Source organism: Pedococcus sp. P5_B7 (assembly GCF_054049895.1).
The window spans coordinates 141,971-158,421 of the sequence record NZ_JBFULM010000003.1; the positions used below are offsets into that span (position 1 = coordinate 141,971).

Genomic DNA, 16,451 nt, shown 5'->3' on the forward strand with positions numbered 1-16,451 from the left:
CGAGCCTGGAGTTCATGTGACGAGCCTACGGAAGGCGGACGTGTTGTGGCCCCAGGTCCGCGATGCGGCGCGCGCCGAGCAGGGCCATGGTGCGGCGTACCTCGGTGCTGAGGATCTGGGCCGCGCGCTCGACCCCGGCCTCACCGCCGGCCATCAGGCCGTAGAGGTAGGCGCGACCGACCAGCACCGAGCTGGCGCCCAGCGCCATCGCGGCGACGACGTCCGCCCCCGACATCACCCCGGTGTCGACCATCACCTCCGGGCCGTCACCGAGGGCGTCGCGCACGTCGGGGACGAGGCGGACGGGGACCGGCGCCTTGTCGAGCTGCCGACCGCCGTGGTTCGACAGCACGATCGCATCGGCGCCGGCACCGAACATCCGCCGCGCGTCGTCGACGGTCTGGATCCCCTTGACGATGAGCGGGCCGTCCCAGGTGGAGCGCACCCAGTCGAGGTCCTTGAGCGTCATGGTCGGGTCGAACAGGGCGTTCATCATCTCGGCGACGGTGCCGTCCCAGCGGTCCAGGCTGGCGAACCGCAGCGGCTCGGTGGTGAGGAAGTTGACCCACCAGTTCGGGTGCATCGCCCCGTCGAGCACGGTCTTGGCCGAGAGCGCCGGCGGGATGTTGAAGCCGTTGCGCACGTCGCGCAGCCGCACCCCCGCGACGGGCACGTCGACGGTGAGGATGAGCGCCTCGAAGCCGGCCGCCTTGGCCCGGGCCATCAGGTCCTCGGCCGGTGCGTGGTCCCGCCAGACGTAGAGCTGGAACCACTTGCGGGCGCCGGGTGACGCCTCGGCCACGCCCTCGACGTCGGTGGTGCCCAGGGTCGAGAGGCCGTAGGGGATGCCGACCCGCTCGGCCACGCGGACCACGGCACGCTCGCCCTCGTGGTGCATCATCCGGGTGAAGCCGGTCGGGCCGAACCCGAAGGGCTGCGCCGACGGCTTCCCGAGCACCGTCGTCGTGGTGTCGATGTCGCCCACGTCCTGCAGCACCGACGGCTGGAAGGTCAGGTCGCGGAAGGTCGCCCGGGCGCGTTGGAGGCTCTGCTCGGACTCGGCCGCGCCGTCGGTGTAGTCGAACACCGAGCGCGGGGTCCGGCGCTTGGCCACCGCCCGCAGGTCGGCGATCGTGAGCGCCGCCGCCAGCCGTCGCTTCTTCGCGTTGAGCTCGACCGGCTTGGGTCGCAGCAGCGGCTTGAGCTCGGACCACTTGGGCAGCTGGCGATCGCTCACCCGGCCGACGCTACCCCCGCTGTGCCACTAGTTCGGAAGATGAGCCGTGCCATGACCCGGCGGATCTTCCGAACAACGGAGCTAGACCGGCTTGAGGACCTCGAGGCCGAGGAACGGCTGCAGCGCCTTGGGCACGACGACCGAGCCGTCGGCCTTCTGGTGGTTCTCCAGGATCGCGACCATCCACCGGGTCGTGGCGAGCGTGCCGTTGAGCGTCGCGACGGCGCGGGTGCCCGGACCGTTGGGGTCGCGCTCCCGGGTGTTGAGCCGGCGAGCCTGGTAGGTCGTGCAGTTCGAGGTGGAGGTGAGCTCGCGGTAGCGGCCCTGGGTCGGGACCCACGCCTCGCAGTCGAACTTGCGCGCCGCCGGGCCACCGAGGTCGCCCGCAGCCGTGTCGATGACGCGGTAGGGCACCTCGATCTTGGCGAGCATCTCCTTCTCCCAGCCCAGCAGCCGCTGGTGCTCGGCAGCCGCGTCCTCGACCCGGCAGTAGGTGAACATCTCGACCTTGTGGAACTGGTGGACGCGGATGATGCCGCGGGTGTCCTTGCCGTGCGACCCGGCCTCGCGGCGGTAGCAGGCCGACCACCCGGCATACCGCTTCGGTCCGGCGGAGAGGTCGAGGATCTCGTCGGCGTGGTAGCCGGCGAGCGCCACCTCGGAGGTGCCGGTGAGGAACAGGTCGTCGGCCTCGAGGCGGTAGACCTCGTCGGCGTGCTTGTCGATGAAGCCGGCGCCGGCCATGACGTCGGTCTTGACCAGGGTGGGCGTGATCATCGGGGTGAACCCGTGCTCGACGGCCTGGGCGATACCCATGTTCAGCAGCGCGAGCTCGAGCCGGGCACCGACACCGGTGAGGAAGTAGAAGCGGGACCCCCCGACCTTGGCGCCCCGCTCCATGTCGATCGCCGCGAGCGACTCCCCGAGCGCGAGGTGGTCGCGCGGCTCGAAGTCGAACTCCGGCACCGACCCGACGGTCTCGAGCACGGTGTAGTCGTCCTCGCCACCGACGGGCACGCCCTCCTCGACGATGTTGCCGATCTGGCGGATCAGCCCGCCCAGCTGGGCCTGCGCGGCATCGGCGTCGGCCTGCAGCTGCTTGACCCGCGCGGACAGGTCCTTGGTCTGGACGAGCAGCGCCTGCTTCTCGTCACCCTGGGCCTGGGCGACCTGCTTGCCCATCGACTTCTGCTGCGCCCGCAGCTGCTCGAACTCGGTGAGGGAGGAGCGGTGCGTCTGCTCGGCGGCGAGGATCGCGTCGACGATCCCCTCGTCCTCACCGCGGGCCCGCTGGCTGGCGCGGACGCGGTCGGGGTCCTCACGCAGGAGCTTGATGTCGATCACCGGGCAAGCCTATCGAGCGGTGAACGGGCCACTGGGCGCGGTCACGGGTCACAATGCCTGCATGCTCACGCGGCGGTACCTGCTGACCGTGGCGCCCCTCGGCGCCGCCGCGGCCTGCGCCGGGGAGCCCGCCGCCGGCCCGCAGCCGTCGCCGACTGTGCCGGTCACCCCCAGCACCACGGCGCCGACCACCAGCGCCGCCACCACGGCCACGACCAGCCCCACGACGAAGGCGACGACGAGGGCCACCACCAAGGCCACCCGCGCCGCGCCCAGCCTCGACGACCTGCGCGAGGAGCTGTCGGCGTTGTCCCGCAGGTACGGCGTGGACCTCGGCGTCGCCGCCGCCGAGCGGCGGTCCGGCCGCAGCTTCGCGTGGGGCGCCGACACCGCGATCGAGACGGCGAGCATCGCGAAGGCCGACATCCTGGCCACCCTGCTGCTCCAGCTGCAGGACCGGGGCGCGCGCCCGTCGTCCAGCCAGCTCGCCGTCGCCGACGCCATGATCCGGCGCAGCGACCACGAGTCGGCGTGGACCCTCTTCCGCCAGGTCGGGCTCGCCTCGGGGATGGCGGCCGCCAACCAGCGCTTCGGCCTGCGCACCACGCAGTGCTTCGACTACAGCTGGGGGCTGACCCGCACCTCGGCCCGCGACCAGCTGCGGATCGTGGGCGCGATCAGCGGCGCGGGGACGACTGCCTCGCCCCTCGACGCCGACTCAGGGAGCGTGCTGCACGACCTCATGGAGGGCGTGATCGCCGAGCAGAAGTGGGGAGTCAGCGCGGCGGCCCACGGCACCGAGCGGGTCTACCTCAAGAACGGCTGGCTCCCGCGGTCGACCCTCGGCAAGCGCTGGATCGTCAACAGCATCGGCCGGATCACCAGCAGCTCCCTCGACCTGAGGCTGGCGATCCTCAGCCAGAAGGCGACCTCCCATGCCCAGGGCATCGAGATCGTGGAGCAGGCGGCCGCCCTCACCCGCCGTCATCTCGCGGTCTGACCACACCCTGAAACGTGTTGCCCGAGAACGTTTCGGGGCGCGATCCTTGCGGTATGCCCTCCATGCCCACCCTCGCGTCGTTCGCCCTTGCGGCGACCGCCCTCATCCTGCTGCCCGGTCCGGCGATGCTGTTCCTCATCTCCCGAGGCATCGGCCAGGGCAGTCGCCGACTGGCCGTCGCCTCGATGGCCGGCATCGAGACCGCGACCGCGGTGATGGTGGTCGCGACCGCGTTCGGCCTGTCCGCGGTGATCAGCTCCTCGGTCCTGGCCTTCGCGATCGTGAAGTACGCCGGCGCGGCGTACCTCGTCTGGTTGGCGATCAAGGAGTTCCGCAGCAAGGGGCATTTCGCCCTCGACCGCGCGCCCGTCACGCACTCCCGCCGCGCGTTCGGCGACGCCTTCCTCGTGGGCATCTCCAACCCCAAGACGGCGGTCTTCTTCGTCGCCTTCTTCCCGCAGTTCCTGCACCGCGAGTCGGGCCCGATCTGGTCCCAGGTGCTCGTGCTGGGCGCGATCTTCGTCGCGATCGGCGCGGTCTTCGACAGCGTCTACGCGCTCAGTGCGGGGTCGATCGGCCAGTGGCTGGCCAGGCACCCACGCGCGGTCCGGCGCCAGAAGTACGTGTCGGGGAGCATCTTCCTCGTCATGGGCGGCGCCGCCGCGCTGACGGGACACCCGCAGAAAGCCTGATGGGTATGCCGCCTGCGCGGCTCAGGCGCGCACGTCCACCAGGTGGTGGGCGAGGTCGTGCAGGAAGTACTGCCCGAGCGTCAGCACGGTGAACTCGGAGCCGTCGCTGCGCAGTCCGGTCCGGCCCCACTGGCCGTCGCGGACCCCGGCGAACCGGGCGGCCACGGTGGCCGCGGCCTCCTGCAGCTCGGGGCCGACGACCGCCGGGTCCTGCTCCCCGTAGCGGTCCGCCACCGCCGTCTCGTCCTGGTCCCAGTTGGCGAACCGCGGTCCGTCCTCGTCGAGCATCAACGTGACCCGACCGTCGAAGACACGGCAGACGTCGCGGACGTGGCAGGCGTACTCTAGGGGTGACCACACGTTCGGCGACGGACGCTGCGCGGCGTCCGTCCGGGCGAGGACCGCGGTCCACGGCGAGGTCGACGCGAGGGTGGTCGGGGCGATGTCCTCTGCCGCCACGGTGCGGGCGTCGAACCCACAGTCGGGGCAGGGGCGCTGGAGGGTCCAGGTCCAGTCCTTGGTGTCGGGGACGATCGCGTCGGCATCGGCGTGCTGGTCGGCCATGGCGACCACGGTAGGGCGGGCCGTCCCACCCGCCGAGGGGCACGGGCGCCAAGCACCGCGCCGATCCTGCCGATCACCCGGACGTCCCATGGTCTGGAGGCGCTCTGACCTGTGCGGATGCGACCCGACCGTGGGGTAGCGTCGGCCCGTGCTTCGCGAACATTCCGGCTGGGTCGCCCTCGGGGCGATCGTGCTCGTCGTCATCCTCGCCCTCGGCATCGCCGGGTGGGCCGGAATGCGGGTGCGCACTGTCGGAGGTGCCCACCGTGGCCGCCGGTGGGGGCGCCGCCCGCACCGCAACGACTTCCGCCCGGAGGGCACCGTGTCCGAATCCCCCACCCGTCGCGCCGCGATCATCGTCAACCCCACCAAGTTCGACGACGTGGCGGCGGTGCGTCGTCGGATCACCGAGCAGTCGACCAGCCATGGCTGGGCCGAGCCGCTCTTCATCCTCACCACCGAGCGCGACCCTGGCACGGGACAGGCCAAGCAGGCCCTCGACGAGGGCGTGGACCTGGTCTGCCCGCTCGGCGGTGACGGCACGGTGCGCGCGGTCGCCGAGGCGATGGTCGGCAGCGAGGTGCCGATGGGCCTGCTGCCGGGCGGCACCGGCAACCTGCTCGCCCGCAACCTCGACCTGCCGGTCGACGACCTCGACGACGCCCTGCGGGTGGCCCTGACCGGCCAGAACAAGCGCGTCGACGTCGGCCGCCTGACCATGGACACCTCCGGTGAGGACCAGACCCCCGCCACCCACGTCTTCCTCGTGATGGCCGGGCTCGGCTTCGACGCCGCGATCATGGCCGACGCCCCGGAGAAGCTGAAGGCGAAGGTGGGCCCCGCGGCATACGTCGTCTCGGGCACCCGCAACCTGCGCGGCCCGCAGTTCAAGGTGCGGGTCAAGGTCGAGGACCAGGAGGAGTTCAGCCGCCGCGCGCGCACAGTGGTCATCGGCAACTGCGGCAAGCTGCTCGGCGGCCTCGTCCTCATGCCCGAGGCTGAGGTCGACGACGGCCAGCTCGACATGGTCATCCTCTCGCCCAAGGGTGTCGCCGGCTGGGCCGCCGTCGCGGCCCGACTGGCCACCCGCAAGCGCAAGGGGCACCAGATCGTCGACCACTACACGAGCCCTTCGATGAAGATCCGGGCCGACCGCCCGCAGGAGGTCCAGATCGACGGCGACACCCTCGGCAAGGCCCGGGCCATCTCCGCCGAGGTGGTCCCCGGAGCCCTCGTCGTGCGGGTCGGGTCGGTCGACTGATGGCCGCCGGCACGGTCGCCCCGCCCCGAGGGTCACGCACCAAGCGGCTGGTCCGTGGTGCGCTGGCGATGGTGCTGTTCGTGGTGCCGGTGCTGCTGCTCGGGTTCGCGGTGCGGCAGAAGTTCGACCCGCTGATCCGGCTCGACAACGACCTGATCCGGAGCGCGACCGGCTTCACCCGCCGGCACGGACTCGGCGACACCCTCATCGCGCTCCAGGGGATCAGCCAGCCGTTCCTGCTGTACATCCTGGCCACCGGCCTGTGCCTGTGGGCGTGGTTCGCCAAGGACCTGCGCGGCCGGGCCGTCTGGGCGTTCGTCACGATGATGGTGGCCTGGAACGTCGGCCTGCTGGCCAAGGCGCTCGCCGGCCGGGCCCGTCCGGTCGTCGACGACCCGATCTCGCACTCGCCGGGCTTCTCGTTCCCGTCCGGCCACGCGTTCAACGTCGCGGTCGTGTCGACCGTGGTCATCTTCCTGCTCTGGCCGCTGCTCGGCACTGTTGGCCACCGCGTCTCGATCGCGCTCGCGGCAGTGTTTGCGCTGGCCGTGGGCCTGGACCGGATCTTTCTCGGGGTGCACTTCCCGTCCGACGTGTTGGCGGGCTACGTCCTCGGTGTAGGCATTACGTTCTCCTCATGGCTCGGATTCATCGGCAAGACGTCAGCGACCTCCTCGTCAGGGCCGTCGCACCCGGCGTAGTCCTCTTCGCCCTGCTCGCCGGCGTGGGGCTGCTCCTCAACGGGCCGCTCGACGCCGTGGACGACGCGGAGGACAAGATCACCGACGCGTTCAACCGCAACCGCACCGACTTCTGGGACCCGATCAGCTGGGTCTGCTCACGGTTCGGCAACACGGAGGTCGTGATCGGGGTCTGCCTGATCGCCGTCGCCATCATCTGGTGGCGCACCCGGGAGTGGCGTTGGTCGGTGGTGCCGCTCATCGCGATCTCGTTGCAGGCGACGATCTTCCTGTTCCTGACCCTGGCGGTCGGGCGCCAGCGACCGCCGGCGATCCCCATGGACGCGTCCCCGCCGACGTCGAGCTACCCCAGCGGCCACACGGGCGCGGCCACCGCGCTCTACTTCTCGCTGCTGATGATGGCCTCGGCCCGCATCGAGCGACCGTGGCTGCGGCGCCTGCTCATGACCGGGTGTGCCGTCATCCCGTTCCTCGTGGGCACCGCGCGACTCTACCGCGGGGCCCACCACATCTCCGACGTCCTGGTCGGCATGGTCAACGGCTTGGTCTGCGCGATCCTCGCCTACCAGTGGTACCGCCACCGCGCCCGCGCTGAACGGTCATCACTCACCTCGTCATGACACGTGGCGCTCAGCCGTGGTGTCGAGTCAGCCGGCCGTCCGGCGTTGCGTCGTAGTCGCGCTGCCGCTTGGTGAGGCGCTGCTCGATCCTCGCTCGGACGAAACGGCCATAGAGCCAGGTGAGGACTGCGCAAGCGGGTATGCCGGCCAGCCAACTGCCCGTCCACCAGATGCACAACGCGCCGGCTGTCCACGCAAAGAGGACGGCCAGGGAGTCGACGACCTTCATGGCGTCCACCTCCTCCGGTGCAGTTCCCCAACGTCACCCTGTACCTGCCGGTTGACGCTCCGACAATTCGCTTCTGGTAGCGCAGCCACTGTGTTCGGAATCATGGTGCGGTGCAATCATTTTCGCGTGACTGGGCGTGACAGTTTGACAGGTCACGGTCAGTCACGCGTAGTCACGCTGCGTCACGCCGACCCGGACGACGAGACTCAGCTGAAGAGGGTCTGACCCCAGTGGTCGTCGGGGCCGAGTCCCGGCGGGCAGGCGAAGATCGCCGAGCCGGTGTGCTCGATGTACTCGTTGAGGCCGTCCTTGGCCGCCAGCGACCGCTGCATCGGCACGAACTGCTGGTGGGCGTCACGCATGAACCCGATGAAGAACAGCCCGGCGTCGAGGTGCCCGACACCGTCCGAGCCGTCGGTGAAGTTGTAGCCACGGCGCAGGATGCGTATGCCGTTCAGCCGGCTCTCATGGGCGAGCGCCACGTGGGCGTCGACCGGGATCGCGGGCTTGCCGTCAGCACCCTTCGTCGTGAAGTCGAGGGTGTCGAACTCGGCCTGCTGGCCCAGCGGGGCACCCTCGCCCTTGTCGCGGCCGATGATGTCCTGCTGCTCCTGCAGCGGGGTGCGGTCCCAGATCTCGATGTGCATCCGGATCCGGCGCGCGACGAGGTAGGAGCCACCGGACATCCAGGCGCTGGCCCCGGGCACGTCCTCGGGCTGGACCCACACGTGCTCGGACAGCGCGTCGGCGTCCTCGGCCTTGAGGTTGTTGGTGCCGTCCTTGAAGCCGAACATGTTGCGCGGGGTGACCTGGTTGCGGGTGGTGGACGACGTGCGCCCGAAGCCGAGCTGGCTCCACCGCACCGACACCACGCCGAAGCCCATCCGCACGAGGTTGCGCACCGCGTGCACGGCGACCTGCGGGTCGTTGGCGCAGGCCTGGATGCAGAGGTCGCCGTCGCTGCGAGCCGGGTCGAGGTCGTCGCCGACGAACCCGGGCAGGTCCCTGAGCGCGGCCGGCTTGCGGTCGGCGAGGCCGAACCGGTCGTCGAAGAGGGAGGGGCCGTAGCCGATGGTGATGGTGAGGTCCGAGGCGTCGAGGTCGTAGGCCTCACCGGTGTCCTCCGGGGCGCGGTAGGGACCGCCACCCACCACGCCACCCGGGGCCGCTTCGGCGCCTGCGGTCATCCGCTCGGCCGCGCGGGTCCAGGCCTTGAGCATGGCCGCGAGCGCGGCGCGGTCCGAGGTGACCACGTCGAGTGCGACGAAGTGCATGCGGTCCTGGGCCGGCGTGATGATGCCGGCCTGCCGCTCGCCACGGAACGCCACCATGTCGTTGGTGGACTCAGGGTCCGTGCCGGTGGTGTCACCCGCGGACTGGGCGTCGGCGCTGCCGTGCGACGCGGCATACGCCCCGCCGACCCCGGCCACGGCGCCGGCCACGGCTGCCCCGGCGCCGACGCCGAGGAGTCGTCGGCGCGATACCTGGGAGGTCGTCTCGTCGCTCACGTGGACGCGACCACGCCGGCGACCTGGGAGATCGGCTCGCTCAGGGCGTCGAGGGCCACCGTCAGTGTCCGGATCTCGTCCTTGGACAGGGCGGTGTAGAGGACGAAGCCACTGTCGGTGCGGTGCGTGTCGAGCTCGGCGTCGAGCGCCGCGAACCGGGCGTCGATGTCGGTGAGGAGCGCGGCGTCCCGGGCCTTGAGGACCGGGCGGAGCGCGTCGATGGCGGCCTTCGAACCCTTGACGTTCTCGTCGAAGTCGTAGAGGTCGGTGTGGCTGTAGCGGTCCTCCTCCCCGGTGATCTTGCCGGTGGCGACCTCGTCGAGCAGCGCCTTGGAGCCGTTGGCGAGCTGCAGCGGGTTGAGCCGCACGGCCTTCGCCTTGGCGACGATCTCCGTGACGTCGACGAGGAGCTGGTCGGCGATGGCCGAGGAGTCGGACTGGAGGCCGTCGACCCACAGGTCCTTCTCGAGGCGGTGGAAGCCGGTGAACTTCATGCCCTCCTCGACGACGTCCTCGCGACCGTCGATCATCGGGTCGAGGTCGCCGAACGACTCGGCCACGGGCTCGATCCGCTCCCACGGGCCACGCGCCAACGGGAAGGCCTGCTTCGCCTCGGCGACCTTGCCGGCCTTCACGAGGTTCACGAACTCGGTGGTGCGGGTGAGCAGCTCGTCCGACTGGGCCGACACGAACGCCTGGTACTCGGTCACGGCTGCGGCCATCGCGGCGTCGGGTGCCTGGCTGGCCGCGGTGCCGGTGACGGTGAAGGCGGCGCGGATGCCCTTGCCCTTCATGCCCGGCTTGCAGGCGGTCTGGTAGGTGCCTGGGGTCGACACGTCGACGTGGAAGGTGCGGGTCAGACCGGGGGTGATGTTCTCGACCTCACCCAGGATCTGGTCGCCCTCGCCGTAGACATAGAACTCGTTGACCTTGGAGCCGGTGTTGCGGACGGTGAACTGGATCGTGCCCGCGGCAGCCTCGGTGCGCTCGACCTTGCACGCCGTGTCGGTGGCCTCGACCGCGATCGGGCCCTTCGAGCTCGTGGCGGCGGTCTGGTCGGCACCGCTGCAGGCCGCGGTGGCGAGGAGGACGGCCAGGCCGACGCCGGCGTGGACGGGGGTGATGCGCATGCTGCTCCTTGGAGTGGGCGGCGCTAACTCGCCTTGTGCAGGAGATAGCGCCGGGACGCGGGCTGGGACGCCTAGCTGGAGGTGCCGACCGTGGCGGCGTTGGGGGCGGGGGTCGCCGGGGCGGGTGCGGTCCGCGCCGGCCGGAGGAAGAAGGTCATGACGACGACGAGGTAGAGCGTCCAGGCGATGGCCTGGAGCCAGGTCGTGTTGGGGGTGAAGTTCACCGTGCCCTTGAGGAGCGTGCCGTACCAGGAGTCGGGCGGGATCGCGCCGCTCACGTCGAACGCGAGGGTGTTCAGCCCGGGCAGGAAGGCCGCCTCCTGGAGGTCGTGGATGCCGTAGGACAGGATCCCGGCCGCCACGACGATCAGCGCGACCCCGGTGTAGCGGAAGAACCTCGAGAGGTTGATCCGCACCGCACCGCGGTAGATCAGCAGGCCGAGGACCACCGCCACGGCGATCCCGACGACGAAGCCGACCAGCGGCTGGGAGGTGCCGGCCCCTGCGGTCTGCACGCTCGCGTAGAAGAACAGCGCGGTCTCCAGGCCCTCACGGCCGACGCCGAGGAACCCGACGAGGGCGACGGCCCATCCGCCGACGGACAGCGCCTGGTCGAGCCGGCCCTTGAGCTCGCCGGAGATGGTGCGAGCGGCCGTGCGCATCCAGAACACCATCGCGGTGACGAAGCCGACGGCGAGGATCGAGGCCGACCCGCCGATCAGCTCCTGCGTCTCGAACGAGAGCTGGCGGGTGCCGAAGGTGAGCACGGCGCCGATCGCCACGGAAAGCAGGACGGCCGCGGCCACCCCGGCCCAGACGTGCTTGAGCGCCCACCGTCGGTCCGTCTTGACGAGGAACGCGACGAGGATGACGACGACGAGGGCAGCTTCGAGACCCTCACGGAGTCCGATGAGCGCATTGCTGACGAGCACGATGACCTGATTTCCGGCATACGGATGGTGCGTATTAGCACCAAGGTAAGCCTTACCTAAGGTCCCGCGTCAAATCATGGCCCGAGAGTAGGCCCGAGAGAGGGCCCGAGAGAGGGCCCGACGAGGAGCCGGCGCGACGCCCGGGCTCGCTGCGCGGCATACAGGCTGGACACACAGGTGCGGGCGCGCACGCCCGGTGCCATGATCGGGATCGTGCCCGAAGCCACGCCCCCGCGCGCCGCCCAGACGATCTCGTATCCCGCGGCTGACGCGCGCACCTCGCGGGCCGCCCTGGAGAAGGCCGACCCGCACGTCATCGTGCTCTTCGGTGCCACCGGTGACCTCGCGCGACGCAAGCTGCTGCCGGGAATGGCCCACCTCGTCTCGTCGGAGCTGGCCCCCGCGATCCGCGTCGTCGGCACCTCGCTGGAGGAGATGAGCGACGAGGAGTTCCGCGAGTTCGCGCGCCGGGCGGTCGACGAGTTCGGCCTCCACCCGCTGAGCCCCGAGCAGTGGGACAAATTCGACGACAACCTCGTCTACGTGCCCCAGTCGGCCGGCCCGGAGGCGCTCGCCGCCGCGGTGAAGAGCGCCGAGGAGTCGCTCGGGCCGGACACCCAACGGCTGCACTACCTCTCGGTGCCGCCGAAGGCCGCGGTCGCCGTGATCCAGATGCTCCGCGACGCCGACCTCGTCGCGCGCTCGCGGGTGGTCATGGAGAAGCCGTTCGGCACCGACCTCGCCAGCGCGATCGCGCTCAACAACACGGTGCACGAGACGTTCGACGAGAGCCAGATCTTCCGGATCGACCACTTCCTCGGGAAGGAGGCGGCCCAGAACATCCTGGCGTTCCGGTTCGCCAACGGGCTGTTCGAGCCGATCTGGAACCGCAACTTCATCGACCACATCCAGATCGACATCCCGGAGACCCTGGGCCTGGACGAGCGGGCCAACTTCTACGAGGCCACCGGCGCCTACAAGGACATGGTCGTCACCCACCTGTTCCAGGTGCTGGCGTTCGTCGCGATGGAGCCCCCGACCGCCCTCGAGCCGCGCGCCATCTCCGAGGAGAAGAACAAGGTCTTCCGATCGCTGCTGCCGATCGACCCGTCCGACGTCGTGCGCGGCCAGTTCGCCGGCTACACCGACCTCAACGGCGTCCCGGGCGACTCCGACACCGAGACCTTCATCGCGCTCAAGGTCGGCCTGGACAACTGGCGCTGGGCGGGCGTCCCGTTCTACCTGCGCACGGGCAAGAAGATGGCCGAGGGCGCGCGGATCATCTCGATCGCCTTCAAGGAGGCGCCGCGGTCGATGTTTCCGACCCACTCGGGTGTCGGCAACGCCGGTCCCGACCACCTCACCTTCGACCTGGCCGACGAGTCGAAGGTGTCGCTGTCGTTCTACGGCAAGCGTCCCGGCCCGGGCATGCGGCTGGAGAAGCTCTCGATGCAGTTCTCCACGCGCGAGACCGAACGCGTCGGCGACGTGCTCGAGGCCTACGAGCGGCTGATCCTCGACGCCATGCGCGGCGACCACACGCTGTTCACCACGGCCGAGGGCATCGAGTCGCTGTGGGAGCGGTCGCAGCCGCTGCTCGACGACCCGCCGGAGGCCAAGCCCTACCCGGCCGGGTCGTGGGGACCCAACGCGATCCACCAGCTGATCGCGCCGCACGCGTGGCGGCTGCCCTTCGAACGCGTCTGGCGCGAGAAGAAGTAGCTCGCTCCCCGTCGCTACCTCATGCAAAAGGCGAGTTAGCGCCGGACCCGTGCGGCGCTAACTCGCCTTTTGCATGAGTAGGCGACGGGCTAGGCTCCGCGGAGGCTGTGCAGCCAGGCGCGGGCGTCGCCGAACGCCGCGTCGCTGGTGTGCGGTGTCACGCGGACCGCGGTGCCGTGCGCGGCGGGATAGCTCCCGAGGAACCGGACGTCGGCGCACACCCGCTTGAGGCCGAGCAGCGCCTCGCCCACCCGCTCGTCGAGCACGTGTCCCTCGATGTCGATCGAGAAGCAGTAGTCGCCCATCGACGACTTCGTGGGCCGCGACTCCAGTCGCGACATGTTGATGCCACGGACCGCGAACTGCTCCAGCAGCTCGAGCAACCCACCCGCGTGGTCGTCGCGCTGGAAGAGCACCAGCGTGGTCTTGTCGGCGCCGGTGCGCTCGGGCAGCTGACCGGGGCGGGCCACCGAGACGAACCGCGTGACCGCCGCGGCGTTGTCACCGATGCCCTCGGCAAGCACCTCGAGCCCGTGGTTCAGCGCCGCGACCGGGGCACACACTGCTGCCTGGTATGCCGCGTGAGCGCCGTCCGGCCCGGCCAGCCCGGCCGCTGCGGCGGCCGTCGACAGCGTGGGGACGTAGGCAGCGTGCGGCAGGTGCGCGCCCATCCAGCCGCGGACCTGGGCCCACGCGTGGCTGTGGGTGCCGACGGCACGGACCTGGCCCAGCGGCATACCGGCCGGCGCAGCCAGCACGAAGGTGATGGGGACCAGGACCTCGCCCACGACGACGAGCGGCTCACCGCTCGCGAGGGCGTCGAGGGTCGCACTCACGCCGCCCTCGACGGAGTTCTCGATGGGCACCATCGCAGCGTCGACCTCGCCGGCGCGCAAGGCGTTGAGGGCGGCCTCGACCGACGGGAGCGGCACGTGCTCCTGCCCCTCGGCAGGGGCCCACGCCTGCAACGCCATCTGGGTGAAGGTGCCTGCGGGGCCGAAGTAGCCGTGTCTGGTCACTGAGGTCATGCTCCTGAGGATCCGGTGCGGGCAGCGGCGAGTGCCTGCTGCTCCTCGGGGGTCAGGGTCGCGTCGGAGCCGCCACCCACGATCCCCTTGGCGTAGGTGCGGGACTCACCACGGGCGTGGATCGAGGAGAACACCAGCCCGTCGCCGCCGTCGTCGATGACGGCCGCGCTGAACGAGAGTCGCCCACCCATGTCGCCGAAGGCGTCGTAGCGCACGACCGCGACGTGCCGCAGCGCCTGCGCGATGTCGGCGCGCAGGGCGGCGAGGTCACCCGTGCCGACGGGGCGCTGCCCCTCGAGCTCGCGCAGCTGCCCGCGCACCCGGTGGAGGACGACGAGGGCGAGCAGGGCCACCAGCAGCGCGAGGCCGGCCACGACGAGCGCGGCCACGGCGAGGGTCTGGGGGTCGGACACCAGGTCAGCGTATTGGGGCGCCGCGGATAGAGTCGACGCGATATGGATTTCGACCTCGCCACCATGGCCATCGTCTTCGGCGCGATCTTCCTCGTCGAGCTGCCGGACAAGACGTTCATCGCGACCCTGGTGCTGGCCACCCGGTTCCGACCGCTCTACGTGTGGATCGGTGTGTCCCTGGCGTTCGCCGTCCAGACGCTGGTGGCCGTGACCGTCGGTGGCCTGCTGGCCCAGCTCCCGAAGCGGCCGGTGGAGGTCTTCGCCGCCGTGATGTTCCTCGTGGGCGGGGTCATCCTCCTCCGCGGGGCGGGCCGGGCCGACGAGGAGGAGGCCGAGACCGAGGAGGAGTTCTCCCACAAGGGGGCGGCGACCGCGGTCGGGCTCCGGGCGGTCGGCGTCTCGTTCGGCGTGCTCTTCCTGGCCGAGTGGGGTGACCTCTCCCAGCTGCTGACCGCGTCGATGGTGCTCCAGTTCAAGGAGCCCGTGTCGGTCTTCATCGGCGCCTTCTTCGCCCTCGCGACCGTGTCGGCCCTCGCGGCCGTGCTCGGGCGCGCGTTGCTGGCCCGGGTCAGGCTCGCCACGATCCGTCGGATCGGCGGTGGCGTCTGCCTGCTCCTGGCGGCGCTGACCGTCCTGCAGGTCTTCGAGGTCATCTCGATCTGAGGCGCTCAGCCCTCCGCGGCCCGCAACGGCACGCGCACCCTGACCAGGGCCCCACCACCGTCCCTCGCCTCGAGGGAGATCTCCCCGCCATGGCGTTCGACGATGATCCGGCGGGAGATGTCGAGCCCGAGCCCGGTGCCCTTGCCGACCTCCTTGGTGGTGAAGAACGGCTCGAAGGCGTGTGCCGCGACGTCCTCGGGCACCCCCGGTCCGTCGTCGGCCACCTGGACGTCGACGCCGGCCCCCGACTCCGCGACGAGGACGGTGAGCCACAGGGTGCCGGAGCCGTCCATGGCATCCACGGCGTTGTCGATGAGGTTGGTCCAGACCTGGTTGAGCTCGCCGGGGATGGCCTCGACCCGAGGCAGGTCCGGTGCGTAGTCGCGGACCACGGTGACGCCGCCGCGGAGCTTGTGGCCGAGCATGACCAGGGTGCTCTCCAGGCCTTCGGTGACCTCGGTCTGCTGCACGAGCGCACGGTCCAGCTGGGAGTAGGACCGCACGGCGCCGACGAGCTCGGAGACCCGGTGTGTCGCCTCGCGGATCTCCCCCAGCAGGCCGTCGACGGCCAGTGAGCTGGCCATCCACTCGAGGGCCGGCGCGAGCTGGGCGGGCCCCAGACCCGCCGAGACCCGGTCGAGGAGGGCCACGTCGGCCCCGGCCGCCGCCAACGGTGGGGCGATGACCCAGTCGCGGTCCACGTCATGGCGCACCAACCAGTCGGACAGCTCCTCCTCACGGTCTGCCGCGGCCACCGGATCGAGCTCCGCCCCTGCCTCGGCGATCGACCCGCGCAGGGTGTCGAGGGCGACGAACTGCTCGGGGGTCGCGCCGCTCTCGGCCAGCCGGCGCAACGACGACCCGAGCGCCTCGGTGGCGCGGTCCAGGGCGTCGACGGCGCGAGTGGCTGCCGACGCGGGGTTGTTGATCTCGTGGGCGAGCCCGGCGGCCAACGTGCCGAGCGCGACCAGCGACTCGCGCTGGCGGGCCTTGGCCTCGATGCTGCGCACCGTGTTGACCAACCCGGCGATCAGGTGGACGCCGAAGGGGAACCACGCGCGGGCCGCCTCGCCGAGCGCCTCTGCGGGCACCTTCAACATCCGGCCGGGGGTCACCCCGCGCGCGGTCGCCATGTAGACGCCGTGCGCGTCCCACGCCTGGAACCCCCCGGCCCACTGACCCGGGTTGCTCATCACCCCCAGCTCGGTCTCCTGGTGGCCCACCCGTCGCCCGAGGCTGAGCGACCCCTCGAGCAGCACCCACCAGAAGTCCGCGGGCTTCCCCTCGCGGAAGGCCACGTCGCCGGTGTCGAACGACCACTCGGTCCCGGCCGTCCAGAGCCGCTCCCGCTGCTCGGCGGTGAGCCCGTCGAACAGCGCGATGTGCGCCAGCTCCTCGGCGCTCATG

17 protein-coding genes are annotated in these 16,451 nt (G+C 70.9%); 7 read left to right on the plus strand and 10 right to left on the minus strand.

All coding sequences use genetic code 11. From position 1 onward, the window contains the following. Positions 1-25: 25 nt before the first annotated feature. A complete protein-coding gene (locus ACXJKD_RS09755) occupies positions 26-1,237 on the minus strand; it encodes an alpha-hydroxy acid oxidase (RefSeq protein WP_457254322.1) in 1,212 nt (403 codons plus the stop codon). Positions 1,238-1,318: 81 nt separating this feature from the next. Then, positions 1,319-2,581 (minus strand): serine--tRNA ligase, encoded by a 1,263-nt coding sequence (gene serS, locus ACXJKD_RS09760; RefSeq protein ID WP_457254323.1) that lies wholly within the window; start codon positions 2,579-2,581, stop codon positions 1,319-1,321. Between the two features lie 61 nt (positions 2,582-2,642). On the opposite strand from serS, the gene ACXJKD_RS09765 reads away from it, so the two are divergent. Further along, the gene (locus ACXJKD_RS09765; RefSeq protein ID WP_457254324.1) at positions 2,643-3,581 is read left to right on the plus strand and encodes a hypothetical protein; all 939 of its coding nucleotides are present in this window, start codon (positions 2,643-2,645) and stop codon (positions 3,579-3,581) included. Between the two features lie 53 nt (positions 3,582-3,634). Further along, positions 3,635-4,273: a LysE family translocator gene (locus ACXJKD_RS09770; RefSeq protein WP_457254325.1), complete on the plus strand. Its 639-nt coding sequence runs from the start codon at positions 3,635-3,637 to the stop codon at positions 4,271-4,273. 21 nt (positions 4,274-4,294) lie between these two features. On the opposite strand, the gene ACXJKD_RS09775 is transcribed toward ACXJKD_RS09770, so the two are convergent. Next, positions 4,295-4,837, minus strand: coding sequence for a DinB family protein (locus ACXJKD_RS09775; protein WP_457254326.1), 543 nt, complete (start codon positions 4,835-4,837; stop codon positions 4,295-4,297). Positions 4,838-4,985: 148 nt separating this feature from the next. On the opposite strand from ACXJKD_RS09775, the gene ACXJKD_RS09780 reads away from it, so the two are divergent. From ACXJKD_RS09780 to ACXJKD_RS09790, 3 genes are read left to right on the plus strand one after another with little or no spacing between them, the layout of a single operon-like run. Next, positions 4,986-6,098 carry a diacylglycerol/lipid kinase family protein gene (locus tag ACXJKD_RS09780; protein ID WP_457254327.1) on the plus strand — a complete coding sequence of 371 codons (1,113 nt, stop codon included), beginning with the start codon at positions 4,986-4,988 and terminating at the stop codon, positions 6,096-6,098. Continuing rightward, the gene (locus tag ACXJKD_RS09785) at positions 6,098-6,799 is read left to right on the plus strand and encodes a phosphatase PAP2 family protein (RefSeq protein ID WP_457254329.1); all 702 of its coding nucleotides are present in this window, start codon (positions 6,098-6,100) and stop codon (positions 6,797-6,799) included. The genes ACXJKD_RS09780 and ACXJKD_RS09785 overlap by 1 nt, the downstream gene beginning before the upstream one ends. Continuing rightward, positions 6,736-7,419 (plus strand): phosphatase PAP2 family protein, encoded by a 684-nt coding sequence (locus ACXJKD_RS09790; RefSeq protein WP_457254330.1) that lies wholly within the window; start codon positions 6,736-6,738, stop codon positions 7,417-7,419. The genes ACXJKD_RS09785 and ACXJKD_RS09790 overlap by 64 nt, the downstream gene beginning before the upstream one ends. Before the next feature lie 10 nt (positions 7,420-7,429). Here ACXJKD_RS09790 and ACXJKD_RS09795 read toward each other — a convergent pair whose 3' ends face one another. The 4 genes from ACXJKD_RS09795 to efeU form a co-directional block, all read right to left on the minus strand. Then, positions 7,430-7,648, minus strand: a complete 219-nt coding sequence (locus ACXJKD_RS09795) for a hypothetical protein (protein WP_457254331.1) — start codon at positions 7,646-7,648, stop codon at positions 7,430-7,432. Positions 7,649-7,854: 206 nt separating this feature from the next. Next, complete coding sequence (gene efeB, locus ACXJKD_RS09800) at positions 7,855-9,156, minus strand: iron uptake transporter deferrochelatase/peroxidase subunit (RefSeq protein WP_457254332.1); 1,302 nt, start codon at positions 9,154-9,156, stop codon at positions 7,855-7,857. Further along, the gene (gene efeO / locus ACXJKD_RS09805) at positions 9,153-10,286 is read right to left on the minus strand and encodes an iron uptake system protein EfeO (RefSeq protein ID WP_457254333.1); all 1,134 of its coding nucleotides are present in this window, start codon (positions 10,284-10,286) and stop codon (positions 9,153-9,155) included. The genes efeB and efeO overlap by 4 nt, the downstream gene beginning before the upstream one ends. Positions 10,287-10,357: 71 nt before the next feature. Continuing rightward, complete coding sequence (gene efeU / locus ACXJKD_RS09810; RefSeq protein WP_457254334.1) at positions 10,358-11,218, minus strand: iron uptake transporter permease EfeU; 861 nt, start codon at positions 11,216-11,218, stop codon at positions 10,358-10,360. A 213-nt stretch (positions 11,219-11,431) separates the two neighbouring features. Here efeU and zwf point away from each other — a divergent pair, with 213 nt between their 5' ends. Continuing rightward, the gene (zwf, locus tag ACXJKD_RS09815) at positions 11,432-12,940 is read left to right on the plus strand and encodes a glucose-6-phosphate dehydrogenase (RefSeq protein WP_457254335.1); all 1,509 of its coding nucleotides are present in this window, start codon (positions 11,432-11,434) and stop codon (positions 12,938-12,940) included. 89 nt (positions 12,941-13,029) lie between these two features. Here the strand turns inward: zwf and pheA are convergent, their stop codons facing one another. Both pheA and ACXJKD_RS09825 read right to left on the minus strand, forming a co-directional pair. Next, a complete protein-coding gene (gene pheA, locus ACXJKD_RS09820; protein ID WP_457254336.1) occupies positions 13,030-13,968 on the minus strand; it encodes a prephenate dehydratase in 939 nt (312 codons plus the stop codon). Continuing rightward, complete coding sequence (locus tag ACXJKD_RS09825) at positions 13,965-14,381, minus strand: DUF4446 family protein (RefSeq protein ID WP_457254338.1); 417 nt, start codon at positions 14,379-14,381, stop codon at positions 13,965-13,967. Before ACXJKD_RS09825 ends, pheA begins: the two co-directional genes overlap by 4 nt. A gap of 42 nt (positions 14,382-14,423) precedes the next feature. Between ACXJKD_RS09825 and ACXJKD_RS09830 the strand changes: the two genes are divergently transcribed. Next, positions 14,424-15,044 (plus strand): TMEM165/GDT1 family protein, encoded by a 621-nt coding sequence (locus tag ACXJKD_RS09830; protein ID WP_457254339.1) that lies wholly within the window; start codon positions 14,424-14,426, stop codon positions 15,042-15,044. A gap of 5 nt (positions 15,045-15,049) precedes the next feature. Here the strand turns inward: ACXJKD_RS09830 and ACXJKD_RS09835 are convergent, their stop codons facing one another. Then, positions 15,050-16,450 carry an ATP-binding protein gene (locus tag ACXJKD_RS09835; protein WP_457254340.1) on the minus strand — a complete coding sequence of 467 codons (1,401 nt, stop codon included), beginning with the start codon at positions 16,448-16,450 and terminating at the stop codon, positions 15,050-15,052. Between the last annotated feature and the right edge of the window lies 1 nt (position 16,451).

Excerpts from the sequence above, each read along its gene's own strand:
- ACXJKD_RS09765 (WP_457254324.1), top strand. The coding sequence starts at position 2,643 with ATGCTCACGCGGCGGTACCTGCTGACCGTGGCGCCCCTCGGCGCCGCC.
- ACXJKD_RS09770 (WP_457254325.1), top strand. The coding sequence starts at position 3,635 with ATGCCCTCCATGCCCACCCTCGCGTCGTTCGCCCTTGCGGCGACCGCC.
- ACXJKD_RS09775 (WP_457254326.1), bottom strand. The coding sequence starts at position 4,837 with ATGGCCGACCAGCACGCCGATGCCGACGCGATCGTCCCCGACACCAAG.
- ACXJKD_RS09785 (WP_457254329.1), top strand. The coding sequence starts at position 6,098 with ATGGCCGCCGGCACGGTCGCCCCGCCCCGAGGGTCACGCACCAAGCGG.
- ACXJKD_RS09790 (WP_457254330.1), top strand. The coding sequence starts at position 6,736 with ATGGCTCGGATTCATCGGCAAGACGTCAGCGACCTCCTCGTCAGGGCC.
- ACXJKD_RS09795 (WP_457254331.1), bottom strand. The coding sequence starts at position 7,648 with ATGAAGGTCGTCGACTCCCTGGCCGTCCTCTTTGCGTGGACAGCCGGC.
- efeO (WP_457254333.1), bottom strand. The coding sequence starts at position 10,286 with ATGCGCATCACCCCCGTCCACGCCGGCGTCGGCCTGGCCGTCCTCCTC.
- pheA (WP_457254336.1), bottom strand. The coding sequence starts at position 13,968 with ATGACCTCAGTGACCAGACACGGCTACTTCGGCCCCGCAGGCACCTTC.
- ACXJKD_RS09830 (WP_457254339.1), top strand. The coding sequence starts at position 14,424 with ATGGATTTCGACCTCGCCACCATGGCCATCGTCTTCGGCGCGATCTTC.
- ACXJKD_RS09835 (WP_457254340.1), bottom strand. The coding sequence starts at position 16,450 with ATGAGCGCCGAGGAGCTGGCGCACATCGCGCTGTTCGACGGGCTCACC.